The organism is Lentzea aerocolonigenes, from assembly GCF_000974445.1.
Classification (GTDB): domain Bacteria; phylum Actinomycetota; class Actinomycetes; order Mycobacteriales; family Pseudonocardiaceae; genus Lentzea; species Lentzea aerocolonigenes.
In genome coordinates this window covers 220,983-236,157 of the sequence record NZ_BBOJ01000012.1, presented here as the reverse complement: position 1 = coordinate 236,157, position 15,175 = coordinate 220,983, and the positions used below count along the sequence as shown (strand labels likewise).

Below are 15,175 nucleotides of genomic sequence, written 5' to 3'. Positions count from 1 at the left end.
TGGCCGAAGCTCAGCTGTTACCCATGTGCTTCTTCAGTTCGGCCTGGTGTTCCTCGTCGAGGCTGGTGAAGTTCTCGATCGCCTCGACGATCGAGTTCTTCGTCTGCTCCAGCACCGTGCGGTACGCGGTCATGACGCTGACGAACGAGTACTGCTCGCCCTCGGCGCGATGGGTGAACTTGTCGCGCATGGCGTCGCCGACCGGGTTGGCGCCGAGCGGCGCGGGGCGGGCGATGCTGGTGTTCGCACGTTCGAGCCACGTGTCGACCTGATCGATCTGGGCCTGGAACTGTTTGCGGAGCTCCTCGCCCGCGGTCGGGTCGAGTTGCACCTGACCCGAGCTGACGGTGTCCTTGAGCGGGACAGCGTCGTTGTCACCGACGATGTACATGCGGGCAGTATCGTGTGTCGCCAGAGGCACCGCCCGCATTCCCCGGACCGAGTTGCCAATTGAGACCGGCGTTCACAATGTCTTGCCGCAGACCGAAACGGGCCACAGGTGAGTGAACGTCGTGTAACGGTAGTGATCGTTTCCGCTGGTTGTGGGAGCGCTCTCCAGTAACTGCCCGTTCGGGCTTCCGATCTTTGTTTCAACGCCGAATCGGACATTCGCCGGAGGTTGCTGTGACCTAAATCACATGGTGGAATATCTGGAATTTAGGGCTCCCTTGAGGTTCGTCACAGCCAGGTTCGCCGATCACCGGAACGGCTGAATCGGTTGACAGGCAGGCGAATGCGGGCGCACCTCGTCAGGGCACGCCCGCATTCGGCCTAATGATCAGTGCTGTGCGTTGTAATCCTTCAGGTCGCCGAGATAATCAGCGCCCTCTTTCCGCGAGTGCTGATCCGCTGCGAGCTCCTTCCACAGCTCGTGCACCAGGTGCAGCCCGCTACCAATCGGGAATGCCTTGCCGCCGGCCGTGAACTGACCACCGGGTGCGGCGAGCTCCTCGAAGTTCTTGACCCACTGAGTGATCTTGGCGGCTTCCTCGGGAGTCTTGCCGAACTTCGTCGTGAGAACGCTTTCCAGGTGTTCCTTGCCGTACTTGCTGAGGTCGCTGACGTGGTTCTTGACCTCGGCCCAGGAGAACGGCGGCTTCTGCGCCGGGTCGGCGGAGGGCGGCTTGGGCGCGGCGTCGTCGGGTTTGGGTGGAGTGGGTGTCGCGTCGTCCGGCTTCGGCGGTTGTGGTGTCGCGTCGTCCGGCTTGGGTGTGGGTGGCTTGGGTGCTGCGTCGTCCGGTTTCGGCGTGGGTGGCTTGGGTGCTGCGTCGTCCGGCTTGGGTGTGGGTGGCTTGGGTGCTGCGTCGTCCGGTTTCGGCGTGGGTGGCTTGGGTGCTGCGTCGTCCGGCTTGGGTGTGGGTGGCTTGGGTGCTGCGTCGTCCGGTTTCGGCGTGGGTGGCTTGGGTGCTGCGTCGTCCGGCTTGGGTGTGGGTGGCTTGGGTGCCGCGTCGTCCGGCTTCGGCGTCGGCGGCTTGGGTGCGGCGTCGTCCGGTTTCGGCGTGGTGGGCGCTGGCGTGTCCGCCTTGGGCCCACCCGACCCGCCCGTGGGCGGCAGCGGATTGTCCTTGGGCGGCTTGGTGACCGCGGGCGGCGGCGGCTTCGGCAGGTCTCCCGACCCGATTCCGCCGGGAGGCTTGCCACCACCCATCGCGCCACCACCGACGGGCGGCGGCAGCGGCATGTCCGACGGCGGCTTGACCACCGCGGGCGGGGGCGGCTGCGGCAGGTTGACCGGCGGCGTGTCCGGCGGCTTCACGCCCGCGGTGGACGTGCTGCCACCACCGGTGTCCGGCGGCTTCTGCACGGGCGGCGCGTCCGGGGTGTCGGTCTTGCCGCCGGACGCACCGGCACCTCCGGTGACCTCTGGCGGCTTCTGCACCGGCGGGGTATCGGGGGTGTCGGTCTTGCCGCCGGACGCCCCAGCACCTCCGGTGACCTCCGGCGGCTTCTGGACAGGCGGTGCGTCCCCGGTGGGCGGCTTGGCACCACCCGAGGCACCGCCACCTCCGGTGACCTCCGGCGGCTTCTGCACGGGCGGTGCGTCCCCGGTGGGCGGCTTCGCACCGCCCGCACCGGCACCGCCGTTGATCGTCGGCGCGTCCCCGCCCGGAGGCTTCACCGGCGGCGGCGCCGAGGTGCCCGACGAGCCGCCGCCCCTGCCGAAGCGCGCCGCGTCGTCGCCCATCTTCGCGAGCGCCGTGCCGAGGTCGTCCGCGGACTTCGCCGACGACGTGAGCACCGACTTGAGCTTCGTGACGTGCCGCATGATCCGGGACAGGGCCTCGAGCGCGGTCGCCACGGCGGTGCCGACGAAGGCCACGATCGACGCGCCGAACGTGATCGGGGCCAGGCCCGCGGCGATCAGGGCGCCGCCGATCAGGTTGCCGATCACCATGGCGATGATGTCGCGCACCAGCGACCTCACCGCGGTGACGCAGGCGCCCATCGTCGCCATCAGCTTCGCGGACGCGTTGACGGCAGAGCCGATGGCCTCGATCTCCTTGGCGACCCGCGCCATGGTCTCGCGGAACCGGTCGGCCGTCTGGCCCATCCAGCCGTCGAGCTTCTTCAGCGCCTCCAGGTGCGCCGAGGCGAGGCCCTCGTACTTCTCGGCGTCGTTCTTGACCTTCTCGGTCTCCTGCCGGATGGCGATGTTGTCGCCCACCAGCAGGTCCAGCGGCTCGCGCAGGAAGTAGATGTGGTCGATCAGCCAGCCGACACCGGCGCCGATCACCGCGCCGAGCGGGTTCAGCGCGAAGCCGACGACGTCGAACGCGAGACCGACGCTGTACGCGGCGATCGAGGCGTTGTCCTTCTCCTGCACCGCTTTCACGAGTCCGGCGACGGTGTCGACCATGCCGGCGCCGGAGAACTTGTCGTTGAGCTCGGTGCCCTCGCCGAAGCCCGGGGTCAACGTCAAACCTGGCACGTCGGCCATCAGGCACCTCCGCTGAACGCCGCGGCGTTGCCCTGGTCGGTGTTGCTGTAGGTGTCCGCGGTCCGGCGGGTGTCCGTCGCCGCCTCGCGCAGGCCCTTCTCGTACTTGGCGATGCAGTCCTCGGCCTTCTTCACCTCGACGCGCGCGGCGGCGGCGAAGATCTGCCCGACGATGCCGAACACGAGCGGGTCGAAGTGCACGTTGCCGAGCACGTTCTTCGACGTCTCCAGCTCGGCCACGAGGGTGTCGAGGTTGTTGGCGAACGTCTTGAGGGTCGCGGGGTCTACCTCGAAGGCGGTCACCAGGGCTGCCCGTCCTCGTCATCGTCGTCATGCGCCGGACGCGGCCGGCCGGCGGCAGGTGCGGCAGGCGGAGCGGCGGGCTGCTGCTCCACGGCGTACCCGTCCTCGTCGTAGCCGTACTGCTCGGCGTCCTCCTCGTCCTCCACGGCGGGCGGGAGGTACGACATCACCAGGTCCATCGACTCGGTGCCCGCCCCGATCGGCGCGAAGGCCTCGAGCATCTTCTCCGACGCCGCGCGCTGCCCCTTCGCGACGGCCTCCATGATCGACGCTTGGAGCCGCTGCGGGCTCATGCCGGCCGCGTGGTCGGTGAGCTGGATGTTCTGCAGCGCACCGGTCGGTGCGATCGTCACCTGCACCGCGTGGTCCTTCGAGAGCACGGTGGCCGACGAGTGCGCCAGGTCCTCGCGCAGCTGGGCCGACTTCGCCGCGAGGTCGTCGGCCTTCGCCTGCATGTCCTGCAACCAGCGGTCAGGATCGACCCCTGCCATTTGGCTTCCGTCTATTGGTGCCAACGGATCCACGGATTCCCCCTCACGCCAGAACGGCGTCGATACGTGTTGCGATTCGGTCGTTGTCGGTGGGCGACAGGCTGAGCCAGCCGTCCGAACGGACCATCAGGTAGCGGCCCTGGTGCGTGTCGAACCAGTTGATGACGATGTCGGCCCGATGCCTGCCGTGCGTGACGCCGAACTGGCCGCCCGCCACGCGGTTCGACGCGAGCTCGTCCATCTGGCGCGCGTCCTGCGCGGACAACCCGGCCCGCAGCAACGCCTGCCGGTCGTCGAGCTCGTCGTCGGCCGCGCCCCACGGGTCCTCTGACTCCTCGTCCTGTTCGGCCTCCTGGAGCGCGACGGCCTGCTGCAACGTCTCCAGCCGCACGGACAGCGCGCTGCCGGGACCCGCCTCGCCGTGGGGGAGCACCCGGACGATCTCGCGGGCCAGCCCGGTCGGCCTGATCTCCGCGAGCCCGACCTGGTCGCCGTCGATGACCGCCAGCACGGCTTCGTTGCCGTTGGACGCCGCGAGCGCCCGCACCGTCCGGTCCAGGCCGGCGACGGCGTCCACGGACACCTGGTGGTCGTCGAGCACTCGCAGCAGGTCCTCGAGCCGCGGGTCGCCGCCGAGGCCGCGGTCGCGCAGCCCGGCGAGAGTGCTGTCCTGCAACGCCTTGCGCTCCCGTTCGGTGTCGCCCTCGCTGGGCACGTCGAGCGGGTACGGGATCCGTCCCAGCCGCAGCGTCTGCCACAGGACCTCGAACTCGCGCGTCGACAGGAGGAACTCGGGCGTGATCACGACGGAACCTTTCTGCGCTGCCTGATGTGCGCGCAGTATCGAGCAGAAACCGGGCGGAAGTTCACGAACACGCGGAGGCGCTGCCGGTTGAGACAGATGTTCACAATCGGTCGCGACCGGTCGAACCGGGCCCCTTCCGGATGAACGCGACCTGATGGGAAAGAAGGTTTACGCAGGTTGTGGGATCGCTCTCAACCATCTGCCCGAACGGGCAGCCGAGGTCCGTTCACAGGTCTGAACCATGCCTGCGCAGAGGACGTTTGTGAGCCAACTCACGGGGGCGAGTAGCTGCACCGGCGGCCCGTCCGCACGTGATCACGGACGTGGTTCCCGATCACCGGATCAGCTGACGACAGCGTGCTCACGGCGCGCCGCACGGCCTTCCCGACCGCGATCCGGGCGCGTTCGCCGGAGTCGGAGAACGTCCGGGCCCGCCCGCCGAGCCCGGTGGCCGCCGCGATCTGGCCCGCGAGCCAGTCGTGCTCGCGCCGTTCGGCGTCGGAGAGCTCGCGACCGCGCAGCGCCGCGAGCCTGTTCCGGTACTGCCGCAACGCCTCCGGGTCCAGCTGGTCGTGCGCGGCGACCTCCTCGGTCACCGCGTTCGTGCCCGCCACGAGCTCGGCGGCGTCGATCTCCCGGCCGGGGTTGGCCACGAGCACCGCGAGGTGCGCCATGCCGATCCCGCCGTCGACGAGCGCGCTGCGGGAGCCGAGGCTCACGCGCCACCTGGTGCCCTCGCGCCGCACGGACAGCTCCGCACCGGCGGTGCCGAGCCCCAGCGCGGCGGCCTCCTGCGCGCACGTCGCGAGCTGGCGGCGTGCCTCCTCGACGTCGCCGGCCCGTTCCAGCGCCTCGGCGTACTTCCGCCGCGACGACAGCGCCGCCGGCCAGTGCCCGAGCGCGAGGTTGTCGCGCACCGCGGCACGCAGGTGGGTCACCGCGAGCTCGGCGTCGCCGAACGTCAGCGCGGCCAGCCCGAGCGGGTGCCGCGCTGAGCCGAAGCACGTGACGGCGAGGCTCGCCATCAGCGGCAGGCGGGCGAACGGCAGCAGGATCGCGTGGACCTCGCGGGCGGCGTCCGCGTCGCCGAGCAGGTGGGCTGCGTCCGCGACCCCGCTCATCGTGACGAGCCACGTGCTGGAGCGGGGGAGTGCGTCGAGGCCGCGTCTGGTCAGCATCGCGAGCGCGCCCTGGGCCTTGAGCCGGTCACCGGACAGCGCGGCCGCCACGGCGAGCGCGCTGAAGAACGAGTTGTCGACGGTGCTCAGCGTCGGCGAGTGCACCAGGTGGTCGAGCAACGGGAACAGCTCGGCCGTGCGCCCCTGGTACCAGCGGATCGCGCAGAGCTGCGCGCCGTACCAGGCGGTGGCGTCGACGTCCCCCGCTTCGGCGCCGAGCTGGGCACTCGCACCCGCCAGCCGTTCGGCCTCCTCGAACCGTCCATCCCGGATCGCGAGCATCACCTCGACCGCGCTCACCACGAACCGCACGGCGAGGTGGTCGGTGTGCTCCAGCCGTTCCCGCAGATCCGTCAGGCGGCGCACGGCGTGCGGGTCACCGTCGAGGAAGTGGTCGACCACCTGCCACAGCAACGCCATCAGCAGGTCGCCCGGCCGTCCACTGCGGAGCGACTCGCTGATCATCTCCGTCGCGAGCTCCTTGCGCAGCTCCACGTGGTCGGGCCCGAGCACGCAGTGGTGCGCGAGGCTCAGCGCCTCCACCCGCACGACCGGGTCGTCGGCCTGCCGGGCCTCGTCGAGGAGCTTGAGGACGTCGGCGTTCGTGTTGGCCTGGTAGTCGCTCTCCGCGGTGAGCCGCAGCCGCAGCCGCAACGCGATGTCGGACTTGGGTTCCACGAGCGTCAGCGCGTGCTCGATCCGTGACCGCACCAGTTCCGCCTCCGCGGCGGTGCGGTGCTCGTGCACCCACACCCCGCCCGCTCCGAGCGCCGCCGCGACCAGCGTGTCCACGTCACCGTCACGTTCAGCGGCCTCGTAGGCCTCGGCGAACCGTTGCCTGCTGGTGCGCAGGTCCCCGTTGCGCGCCAACGCTCGTGTGCCTGCTTCCAACAACGACTCGGGCGTCACGCCGCACACCCAAGCAGACCACTGGAACGGGGGTGGAACGGGGTGGAACGCCTCAGGTCACGACCGTCGAACAGGAATTGCTTCAGGGGGCAATGCTTTGGGAATCAATGGAAAGAGACTCGTGGCGGGCGTCGTCGCACTGACGGCTCTGCTGCCCGCGGTGCCCGCCGCGGCGGCGCCGATCCCGACCGCGAAGTACGCGCTCGCCGCGTTCGGTCACGACCAGGGCTGGCGCACCGAGAGGCACATCCGCACGCTCGTCGACGTCACGCGCGACGGCAAGGCGGACATCGTCGGGTTCGGCGAGGACGGCGTGTGGACGTCGATCGCGTTGGGGGACGGCAACTTCAGCCAGCCGCGACGCGTCCTCTCGGACTACGGCTACAACTCCGGATGGCGCATCGGCACGCACCCGCGCTGGGTCACCGACATCACGAACGACGGCCTCGCGGACCTCGTCGGCGTCGGGCTGGACGGCGTGTGGACCGCGGTCGGCAACGGCGACGGCACCTTCGGCGCGTTCCGCTTCGTGCTGGCGTCCTTCGGTTCGACCGGACGGCCGAGCCCGATGAGCCTGCAGGTGGCCGACGTCAACCTGGACGGCCGCACCGACATCTTCGCCTTCACCAACGGCCGGGTGGACATCGCGCTGGCGTCGGGCAACGGGAACTTCTCGGCGCCGTACCTCGCGTCGACCGAGTTCACCGTGGACCGCTTCGACTTCAACCACTTCAAGCTCGCCAACGTCGGTGGCGACGCGCGCCCGGACATCCTGTCGATCCGGCACGTCCCCGGCATCGCTCCGATGTCGACGATCGCCCGCGCGGACGGCACGTACGGCACGTCGCAGACGGCGACGAACAACCCCGACCAGTCCGGCAACGCGATCTTCCGCCTCGCCGACGTCACCGGTGACGGCTACGCCGACGCGGTCCGGTTCGGGAACGACGCCAACACCTACACGGGCCGCGCGATCGGTGCCGGCACGTTCACCACGTTCGCCGTGGGCGTCGGGCACTTCGGCTACAACAACGGCACCGGTTACGGCACCGCGACCCAGCCGTCGCCGTCGCTCGGCAACATCAGCAACGACAACCGCGCCGACATCGTGGGCTTCAGCTCGACCGGTGTCGTCTCGGCGACTTCACGCGGCGACGGCACGTTCAACGCCGCCCGTCGCGTCAACGCCGACTTCGGTTCTGGGCGTGGCTGGACCGTGGCCCAGCACCCGCGCCTGCTCGCCGACGTCACCGGCGAGGGCTGGGCGGACGTCGTCGGGTTCGGCAACCCGGGCGTGTTCGTCGGCCTGGCGAACGGTTCCGGCGGCTTCACCGGCGGCCCGGAGGTCGCGACCGTCCCGTCGCTGAGGGGGCTTTCCTACGACCAGGCACGTGCCCGGTTGTCCGCAGAGGGCCTGCGCGTCGGCTCGATCCGCGGCGTCGTCGACCGCACCTGCAACGACATCGACAACGTGCTGAGCAGCAACCCGGCCGCGGGCACCGAGGTCGCGGTGGGCACGGCGGTCGACCTGTCGATCGGGGTGAAGCCACCGACGCCGTGCCCGTGAGAACGACCGGTTCGCGCTGAAGGGGAGTCAGCGGAACCGGGTGGGGTGGACGGGTCCCCCAGCCTGTTCGCCCGGAGGGGGAAGGTCGTGCGCGGTCCGATTCCGCGCACGGCCTTCGTTCGTCTCGTCAGGTGGGATGGCCCCTTGAGCGGCTGGCTAGCGTCGAAAGCATGATCTCCCGGCGCGGCGTGCTGCTCGCCGCAGGACTGACACTGCTACCTTCTCGTGTTGTGGCGGCCCCTTCGATCGTGAAGCCGTTGCCCGCCACGGACTTCATCCTGCACGGCACCAACGCCGAGACGCGCTGGGAAGCCCTGCGCGACACCGGCTCGCTGACACCGGTGGAGAAGTTCTTCGTCCGCAACCACACCTCGACCCGGCTGCTGGACGCCTCGTCGTGGCGCCTGCGGGTTTCCGGTTCCGGCGTTTCCAGGCCGTTGTCGCTGTCGTTGCGCGAGCTGCGGGCGTTGCCGTCGACCTCGGTGGAGGCGGTGATCGAGTGCGCGGGCAACGGCCGGAGCTTCTTCACCTCGCAGCAGGGCCAGCCGGTCTCGGGCACGCCGTGGAAGCTCGGCGCGGTCGGCAACGCGCGGTGGCGCGGGGTGTCGCTCGGCCTGCTGCTGCGGAGGGCGGGACTGCGGTCGTCCGCGGTCGACGTGCTGCCTTCCGGGCTGGACGCGGAGTACGTGACGGGCGGGGTGAACCTCGGGCACGTGCGCCGGCCGCTGCCGGTGGAGAAGGCGCTGGACGACGTGCTGGTGGCGTACGAGATGAACGGTGCCGAGCTGCCGGTGGACCACGGTTTTCCGGCGCGGCTGGTGGTGCCGGGGTGGGTCGGGATCGCGAGCATCAAGTGGCTGGGCTCGCTGGAGGTGTCGTCCTCGGTGCTGCATTCGCCGTGGGACACGGACTTCTACCGGCTGCTCGGGCCGTCGTATCCGGCTGACGGGACGCTCGTGACCACGCAGGTGACGAAGAGCGCCTTCGAACTGGGGTGGAACGCTTCGGTGCCGGCTGGACGTCGAGTGCTGACGGGGCGGTCGTGGTCGCCGGACGGGGTGCGGCGGGTCGAGGTGTCGACGGACGGGCGGACCTGGCGGCGGGCCACGCCGGCGTCGCGCGGCGCGTGGACGCGGTGGCAGGTGCCGTGGAAGGCGACGCCGGGGGCGCACGTGCTGCGGGTGCGGGCGGACGGTCAGCCGGAGGAGTCGCCGTACAACACCCAGGGCTACCTGTTCGGCGCGGTGGTGAAGCACCCGGTCACGGTGGTGTGATTGTCTCAATAGCTTCAGTGCTGACCAAAGTCAATCCGGCCGTTCGCGGTCACCACACACACGAGCCCGCCGGGTTCCCCCAAAATCAATTCTAGAGAGCGGCACCGACAGTTCGGCGCGCAACGGACCGAGGTGTGAAGATCGGCGGGTGACCGTCTCCGCTTGGGCACCCCTGCGCCGCAGCGCCTTCCGCGCGCTTTGGCTCGCCCAGTTCGCCTCCAACATCGGCACGTGGGCGCAGACCGTCGGTGCCCAGTGGCTCATGGGTGACCTCGGCGGCACCGCCCTGCAGGTCGCGCTGGTCCAGACGGCCACGACGCTGCCGGTGTTCCTGCTGGTCGTGCCGTCCGGGGCGCTCGGCGACATCCTCGACCGCCGCCACGTCCTGATGTCCGGGCAGGCCCTGATGCTCGCGGGCGCGGGCGGGTTGATGCTGCTCGCGGGAGCGGGCAAGGCGACGCCGGTCAGTCTGCTCGGGCTGCTGGCGCTGATGGCGATCGGGCAGGCGCTGTCGATGCCGTCGTTCCAGGCGATCCAGCCCGAGCTCGTGTCGCGTGAGGAGATTCCGCAGGCCGCGTTGCTCAACGGCGTCAACATGAACGTCGGCCGCGCGATCGGGCCCGCGCTCGGTGGTCTGCTGATCGCGCTGGCCGGGCCGGAGGCGACGTTCGCGTTCAACACGGTGTCGTTCCTCGGCGTGCTGATCGTGCTCGGGAGGTGGCGGCGGCCGTCCGACAACCGTCCACTCGGGACGGAACACATCACGACCGCCATGCGGACCGGCGCGCGGTACGTGGCCAGTTCGCCGTTGTTCCGCAGGGTGCTGGCGCGGTTGTCGCTGTTCATCGTCTTCGGCAGCGGGTTGTGGGCGTTGCTGCCGGCCATCGCGCGCGGGCCCCTCCAGCTCGACGCCAGTGGTTACGGCGTGCTGCTCGGCAGTGTCGGCGCGGGTGCGATCGGCGGCGCGTTCGTCGTGCCGAAGCTGTTGCAGCGCATGACGAAGAACCGCATGGTGCTGTTCGCGACGTTCGTCTACGCGGGGGCGACCAGCACGGCCGTGCTGACGGAGAGCGTGGCGCTGGTGATCGTGGCGATGTTGCTCACCGGCGCCTGCTGGATCGCCACGCTGTCGACGTTCAACGCCACCGCGCAGGTGCTGCTGCCCGCCTGGACCAGGGCCAGGGCGCTCGCGTACTACCAGCTGATCCTCATGGGCGGCCAGGCGCTCGGCGCGGTCGTGTGGGGCGCGATCGCCGACGGGTACGGCCTGCGGACGGCCATGATCGTGCCCGCGGCGGCGATGGCCGTGGGCGTGCTCGTCGCGACGAAGTGGTTGCCGCTCAACGACCGCCCGCTCGACGTCAGCCCCGCCACCTACTGGGAGGAACCGCCGGAGATCGACGACACCGACGCCGGACCGGTGCTCGTCACGGTGGAGTGGCCGGTGGCGAAGGAGAACGAGGACGCGTTCATCGAGGCCATGCAACGGGTCGGGCGCGCGCGGCGCCGGACGGGCGCCACCATGTGGGGACTGTTCCGCGACACCGAGACCCCGGAGACGTTCCTCGAGACCTTCACCGTGGCGACCTGGCAGGAGCACCTGCGCCAGCACGTCGAGCGCGGCACGGTCGTGGACCAGCAGAACCAGGAGACCGCGCGGGCGCTGGCCAAGGAAGCCCCGCTCGTGCGGCACCTGCTGTTCGCCGAACCTGGGAAGCCCGCCTGACCGCCATAGCGGCGGGCTATGAGAGGAAGGGATGATCGCGGGCCCTTCGCGGATGTGACGCTCCTGAGCACCTCACATCCCCTGCGGAGGACACCGATGCGATTACTGGCACTCGTCCTGGCTCTCCTGGCCGGGCTCCTGGTCCCGACGGCAGCGCACGCCGCTCAGGGCTCGCCGACCAGTCCGCTGCTGCCGCCCGAGGTGGCGCGGAACCTGCATCCGCACAGCGCACCCGAGTCGACGATCTACACGGCCGTCACCGACTACCCGGCCGAGCTGCGCGCGTTGACCCACGTGCTCGACAACTACACCGAAGCCGACGACGCCACCGTGCACGCCGGCATGATCATGCTGTACTACGGCCACGCGAACCCCGAGTTCCTGGCCGCGGTGAAGGCCGATCCCGCGATCTTCCGGGCGCTGCGCCGGTTCGTCGTGCGGCACCTCGACTTCTTCGGCACCGCCCGCGCCTACCTCGTGCACAACGCCACCCGCGAGCTCGGCCGGTTCCTGCAACACCGCGACCTCGCCCCGCACGTCCGCCCACTGCTGGCCGACCTCGCGTCACGCGGCGACGTCGTCGGCAGGCTCGCGCCGATGTGGGTGGGCGTCGCCGAGATGGTCGACTGGTACGACAAGGCCAACTGCCGCACGTACCGCACCTGCGACTTCCGCGACCGCATCAACCGCAGGGTGCTCGGCATCCGGTACACCTGCAGCGCCACGCTGAAGATCCGCGCGCAGCAGCTGACCGCGGACGAGCTCCGCCGCACCTGCACGAGCCTCGCCGGTCAGGACGCGGTGTTCCACCGGATCGCGCAGGACCCCGGCCCGGTCGCCGGCGACCTCAACACGACGCTGGAGGTCGTGGTGTTCGACTCCAGCGCCGACTACCGCACGTACGCCGGGGTGCTGTTCGACATCGACACCAACAACGGCGGCATGTACCTCGAGGGCGATCCGGCGAAGGCAGGCAACCAGCCCAGGTTCATCGCCCACGAGGCCGAGTGGCTCAAGCCCGAGTTCCAGATCTGGAACCTCAACCACGAGTACACCCACTACCTCGACGGCCGGTTCGACATGTACGGCGACTTCACGGAGAACATGAGGACGCCGACCGTGTGGTGGGTCGAGGGCTTCGCGGAGTACGTCTCGTACCACTACCGCGGCGTGACCTACGACCGGGCGCTCGCCGAGGCGAAGCTGCGCACGTACACGCTGAGCGCGCTGTTCGACACGACCTACGACCACGACACGAAACGCGTCTACAACTGGGGGTATCTCGCGGTGCGGTACCTGCTGGAGAAGCACCCGGAGGACGTCTCGGCGGTGTTGGCGCGGTATCGGGCCGGGGACTGGGCCGGTGCGCGGGACCACCTGACGCGGGTGATCGGCACGCGGTACGACGCGGACTGGTCGGCGTGGCTGGGCACGGTGGCGTGACGGCTCACCTCGTCGAGGCGAGCACCGCGCCGCGTTCCTCCCACCACGGGCGGAACACCGGACTCGCCAGCGCCTGGTCGGCGTAGGCGCCCAGCACCTCGGTGAACACGCGGCTGGCCTGGCTCCAGGTCAGCCGCTCCCGCCGCCAGCAGAACACCAGGCGCATCCGCAGCGGCGAGCCCGCCAGCGGCCGCACCACCACGCCCGGCCCGCCCTGCGAGGTCGGCTCGACCAGCTGCACGGCCTTGCCCGCCGCGATCAGCTGCCGGCCGGCGCCGCTCGGCACCTCGAACCGGATCCGCGGCACGAACCCCGCCGCCCGGCAGGCCGCGCGCAACGCCGTCAGCGACCCGTCCTCGGCACCCGGCGGTCCCACCCAGGCCTCACCGGCCAGGTCGGACAGCTCCACCTCGGGGCGTGCCGTCAACGGGTGATCGGCGGGCAGTGCGATGTAGATCGGCACCCACGGCACGACGATCCGCTGCGCCACACCGCGCGGCAGCCCCAGGTCGCCTTCCTCGTCGACCGCGATCACCGCCGCGTCGAGGTGTCCCTTGCCCAGTGCCAGCGCCAGGGCCGTCGACGACGGGTCGACGTGCAGCGTGACGTCGGACAGCACCTCCTCCAGGCGCGAGAACAGCACGGCCACGCACTCCATGTGCACGGACCCGAACCGCACCGGCCCACCGACCGGCACCGTGGCGCCGAACGCCTCCAGTTCGACCAGGAGCAACCGGGCCCGCTGGAGCATCTGGGCGCCGAGCGGCGTGGGCACGGCGCCGGAGCGGCCGCGGTCGAAGAGCTTGCCGCCGACCATCCGCTCGACCCGTTGCAGCAGGGTCGTGAGCGACGGCTGGGAGATGCCGAGCTGCGTCGCCGCCCGCGAGAGGCTGCCCGCGTCGCCGATGGCGCAGATCGCCCTCAGGTGCCGGATCTCCAGTTCCATAGCGCGAGGCTATACGGACGCTCAGCAGGTGCGCTCGAGCTCGGCCTCGGGCCGGGCGAACTCCAGGCGCACGTCGTTGGACCGGGGCAGCACGACGGCGACACCGTCCCGCTGGTTCCACCCCTTCGGCAGCAGGAAGCTCTGACCACCGGACTGCAACACGAGCACCAGGCCGTCGTAGCGGAACCGGTAGGCAGCGTCCGGCGCGGTGCACGTCGTGACGGTGACGCCCGGCCCGCGGACCCCGATGTCCTTGGTGCTGAACACGGTCGTCCCCTGCATGCCGCCGAGCTTCGTCTCGTACTCGTAGCCCCTGGCCGCCCCGACCGCCGCCGAGTAGTCGGTGACCGCCCAGAACAGGCCGATGGTCGCCAGCACGAACGTGAACGTCCACTGGATCACCGGTACGGCGCCCGAGGCGAGCTTGCCGGAGTTGGCCGCGTGCAGCCGTTCCGCCACGGGGAACAGGACCACGCCCAGCGCCACGCACAGGCCCGGCAGCCCGGCCATCCTGCGGAGCAGAGCAGGCACCGCGATGCCGGTGAGCCCGAGCAGCAGGAGCACGAACCCGAGCACCACCAGCACCGGCACGGCACGCTTGACCAGCGCGCGCCACGTCCGCGGCGCGAGGGTCGCGTGCAGGAAGCGGTAGCCCCACAACGCCGCGAGCCCCGCGGCCGCCAGCACCGTCAGGGGGACGAACATGCCGTCCGCGCTGCGGATCAGGTAGTCCGGCGCGGACAGGCCGAGCACGGAGTAGTGCACGCCGAACCATTCGCAGAAGTACGTCGCGTGCCGCGTGCCGAAGTAGAACAGCAACGCGGTCAGCACCGTGGTCGGTGCGAGCAGGGAACCGAAGACCTTCAACGCCTTGGAGGGCGCCTCGTCCTTCGGTCTGGCTGGGGCGGCGCGCACGGCTCAACCCCCGGTGCAGTTGTTCTTGTTGTTGACCCTGAACGTGATCTTCCCGCCCTCGTGGAGGGGATCGGGCACCGAGATGCCGTTCGAGACGATGACGCAGTCTCCTTCCTGGTCGGCGGACGGATCGGCCACCAGCGTGTAGCCCGCGCACGGCACCTTGCCGGGACAGACGTCCGCCAGCTGCGTCTGGACCGCTTCCCAGACACCGGGGAACGGCAGCCCGGTCTGCTGCTCGATGGATCCGCGCAGGCTGGCCGGCAGCACCCAGCGGTCCGGCGGTTTCGGTGGCGGCGGTGGCGGCTTGGTCGTTGTCGTCGTGCGGGGTGGTCCGGGCGGCGGCTGGTGCGACGGGCTCGTCGTGGTCGTCGGCAACGGATCCGCGCTGGTGGTGGTCGGTGCGGTGGTCGTGACCGTCGTGGTGACCTCGGTCTGCGGCATCGCCCGAGGCGTGCCCGGCGTGGGCGGCTGACCACAAGCGGCGAGCGCGGCGGCGGCCAGGAGACAGATGTGGAGTCGGTGGTTCATGGCGGATGCCTCCTCTCGTACGTAGAGGCCTGCCGCCGAGCGGTGGATACACCTTCGCAGGTTCCATAGCTCGAACCTATGGTCAATTGAGATTGGCGCCCCCGCTCGAACGACAGCACGCTGGGCACAGCCCAGCGAGAGGACGAAGAG

The 15,175-nt window shown here is 70.3% G+C and carries 13 protein-coding genes; 4 read left to right on the top strand and 9 right to left on the bottom strand.

The window, feature by feature from the left end; translation table 11 throughout:
- Positions 1–10: 10 nt before the first annotated feature.
- The 6 genes from AOM45_RS23880 to AOM45_RS23855 all read right to left on the bottom strand — a co-directional run bounded on the left by AOM45_RS23880 (position 11) and on the right by AOM45_RS23855 (position 6,623).
- Complete coding sequence (locus tag AOM45_RS23880) at positions 11–391, bottom strand: hypothetical protein (RefSeq protein WP_035909984.1); 381 nt, start codon at positions 389–391, stop codon at positions 11–13.
- Positions 392–778: 387 nt separating this feature from the next.
- Positions 779–2,938, bottom strand: coding sequence for a WXG100 family type VII secretion target (locus AOM45_RS53535; RefSeq protein ID WP_059362666.1), 2,160 nt, complete (start codon positions 2,936–2,938; stop codon positions 779–781).
- Positions 2,938–3,240, bottom strand: coding sequence for a WXG100 family type VII secretion target (locus tag AOM45_RS23870; RefSeq protein ID WP_030467320.1), 303 nt, complete (start codon positions 3,238–3,240; stop codon positions 2,938–2,940). Before AOM45_RS23870 ends, AOM45_RS53535 begins: the two co-directional genes overlap by 1 nt.
- Positions 3,237–3,731: a YbaB/EbfC family nucleoid-associated protein gene (locus AOM45_RS23865; RefSeq protein ID WP_051783222.1), complete on the bottom strand. Its 495-nt coding sequence runs from the start codon at positions 3,729–3,731 to the stop codon at positions 3,237–3,239. The genes AOM45_RS23870 and AOM45_RS23865 overlap by 4 nt, the downstream gene beginning before the upstream one ends.
- A 43-nt stretch (positions 3,732–3,774) precedes the next feature.
- The gene (locus tag AOM45_RS23860; RefSeq protein ID WP_030467318.1) at positions 3,775–4,536 is read right to left on the bottom strand and encodes an ESX secretion-associated protein EspG; all 762 of its coding nucleotides are present in this window, start codon (positions 4,534–4,536) and stop codon (positions 3,775–3,777) included.
- Between the two features lie 272 nt (positions 4,537–4,808).
- Complete coding sequence (locus AOM45_RS23855) at positions 4,809–6,623, bottom strand: hypothetical protein (protein WP_030467317.1); 1,815 nt, start codon at positions 6,621–6,623, stop codon at positions 4,809–4,811.
- A 121-nt stretch (positions 6,624–6,744) separates the two neighbouring features.
- Between AOM45_RS23855 and AOM45_RS51055 the strand changes: the two genes are divergently transcribed.
- The 4 genes from AOM45_RS51055 (at position 6,745) to AOM45_RS23835 (ending at position 12,633) form a co-directional block, all read left to right on the top strand.
- Positions 6,745–8,190 (top strand): FG-GAP-like repeat-containing protein, encoded by a 1,446-nt coding sequence (locus AOM45_RS51055; protein WP_030467316.1) that lies wholly within the window; start codon positions 6,745–6,747, stop codon positions 8,188–8,190.
- A gap of 170 nt (positions 8,191–8,360) precedes the next feature.
- A complete protein-coding gene (locus AOM45_RS23845; RefSeq protein ID WP_081902066.1) occupies positions 8,361–9,464 on the top strand; it encodes a molybdopterin-dependent oxidoreductase in 1,104 nt (367 codons plus the stop codon).
- 148 nt (positions 9,465–9,612) lie between these two features.
- Entirely contained in the window at positions 9,613–11,190 is a 1,578-nt protein-coding gene (locus AOM45_RS23840) for an MFS transporter (protein WP_030467314.1), read from the top strand.
- Between the two features lie 96 nt (positions 11,191–11,286).
- Entirely contained in the window at positions 11,287–12,633 is a 1,347-nt protein-coding gene (locus tag AOM45_RS23835) for a collagenase (RefSeq protein WP_051783220.1), read from the top strand.
- Between the two features lie 4 nt (positions 12,634–12,637).
- Here AOM45_RS23835 and AOM45_RS23830 read toward each other — a convergent pair whose 3' ends face one another.
- Genes AOM45_RS23830 through AOM45_RS49760 form a run of 3 tightly spaced genes read right to left on the bottom strand, consistent with a single transcriptional unit; the run spans position 12,638 to position 15,025 of the window.
- Positions 12,638–13,579, bottom strand: coding sequence for a LysR family transcriptional regulator (locus tag AOM45_RS23830; protein WP_030467312.1), 942 nt, complete (start codon positions 13,577–13,579; stop codon positions 12,638–12,640).
- Between the two features lie 21 nt (positions 13,580–13,600).
- Positions 13,601–14,494, bottom strand: coding sequence for a hypothetical protein (locus AOM45_RS23825; protein WP_030467311.1), 894 nt, complete (start codon positions 14,492–14,494; stop codon positions 13,601–13,603).
- Positions 14,495–14,497: 3 nt separating this feature from the next.
- A complete protein-coding gene (locus AOM45_RS49760) occupies positions 14,498–15,025 on the bottom strand; it encodes a hypothetical protein (protein ID WP_156093788.1) in 528 nt (175 codons plus the stop codon).
- Positions 15,026–15,175: the final 150 nt, after the last annotated feature.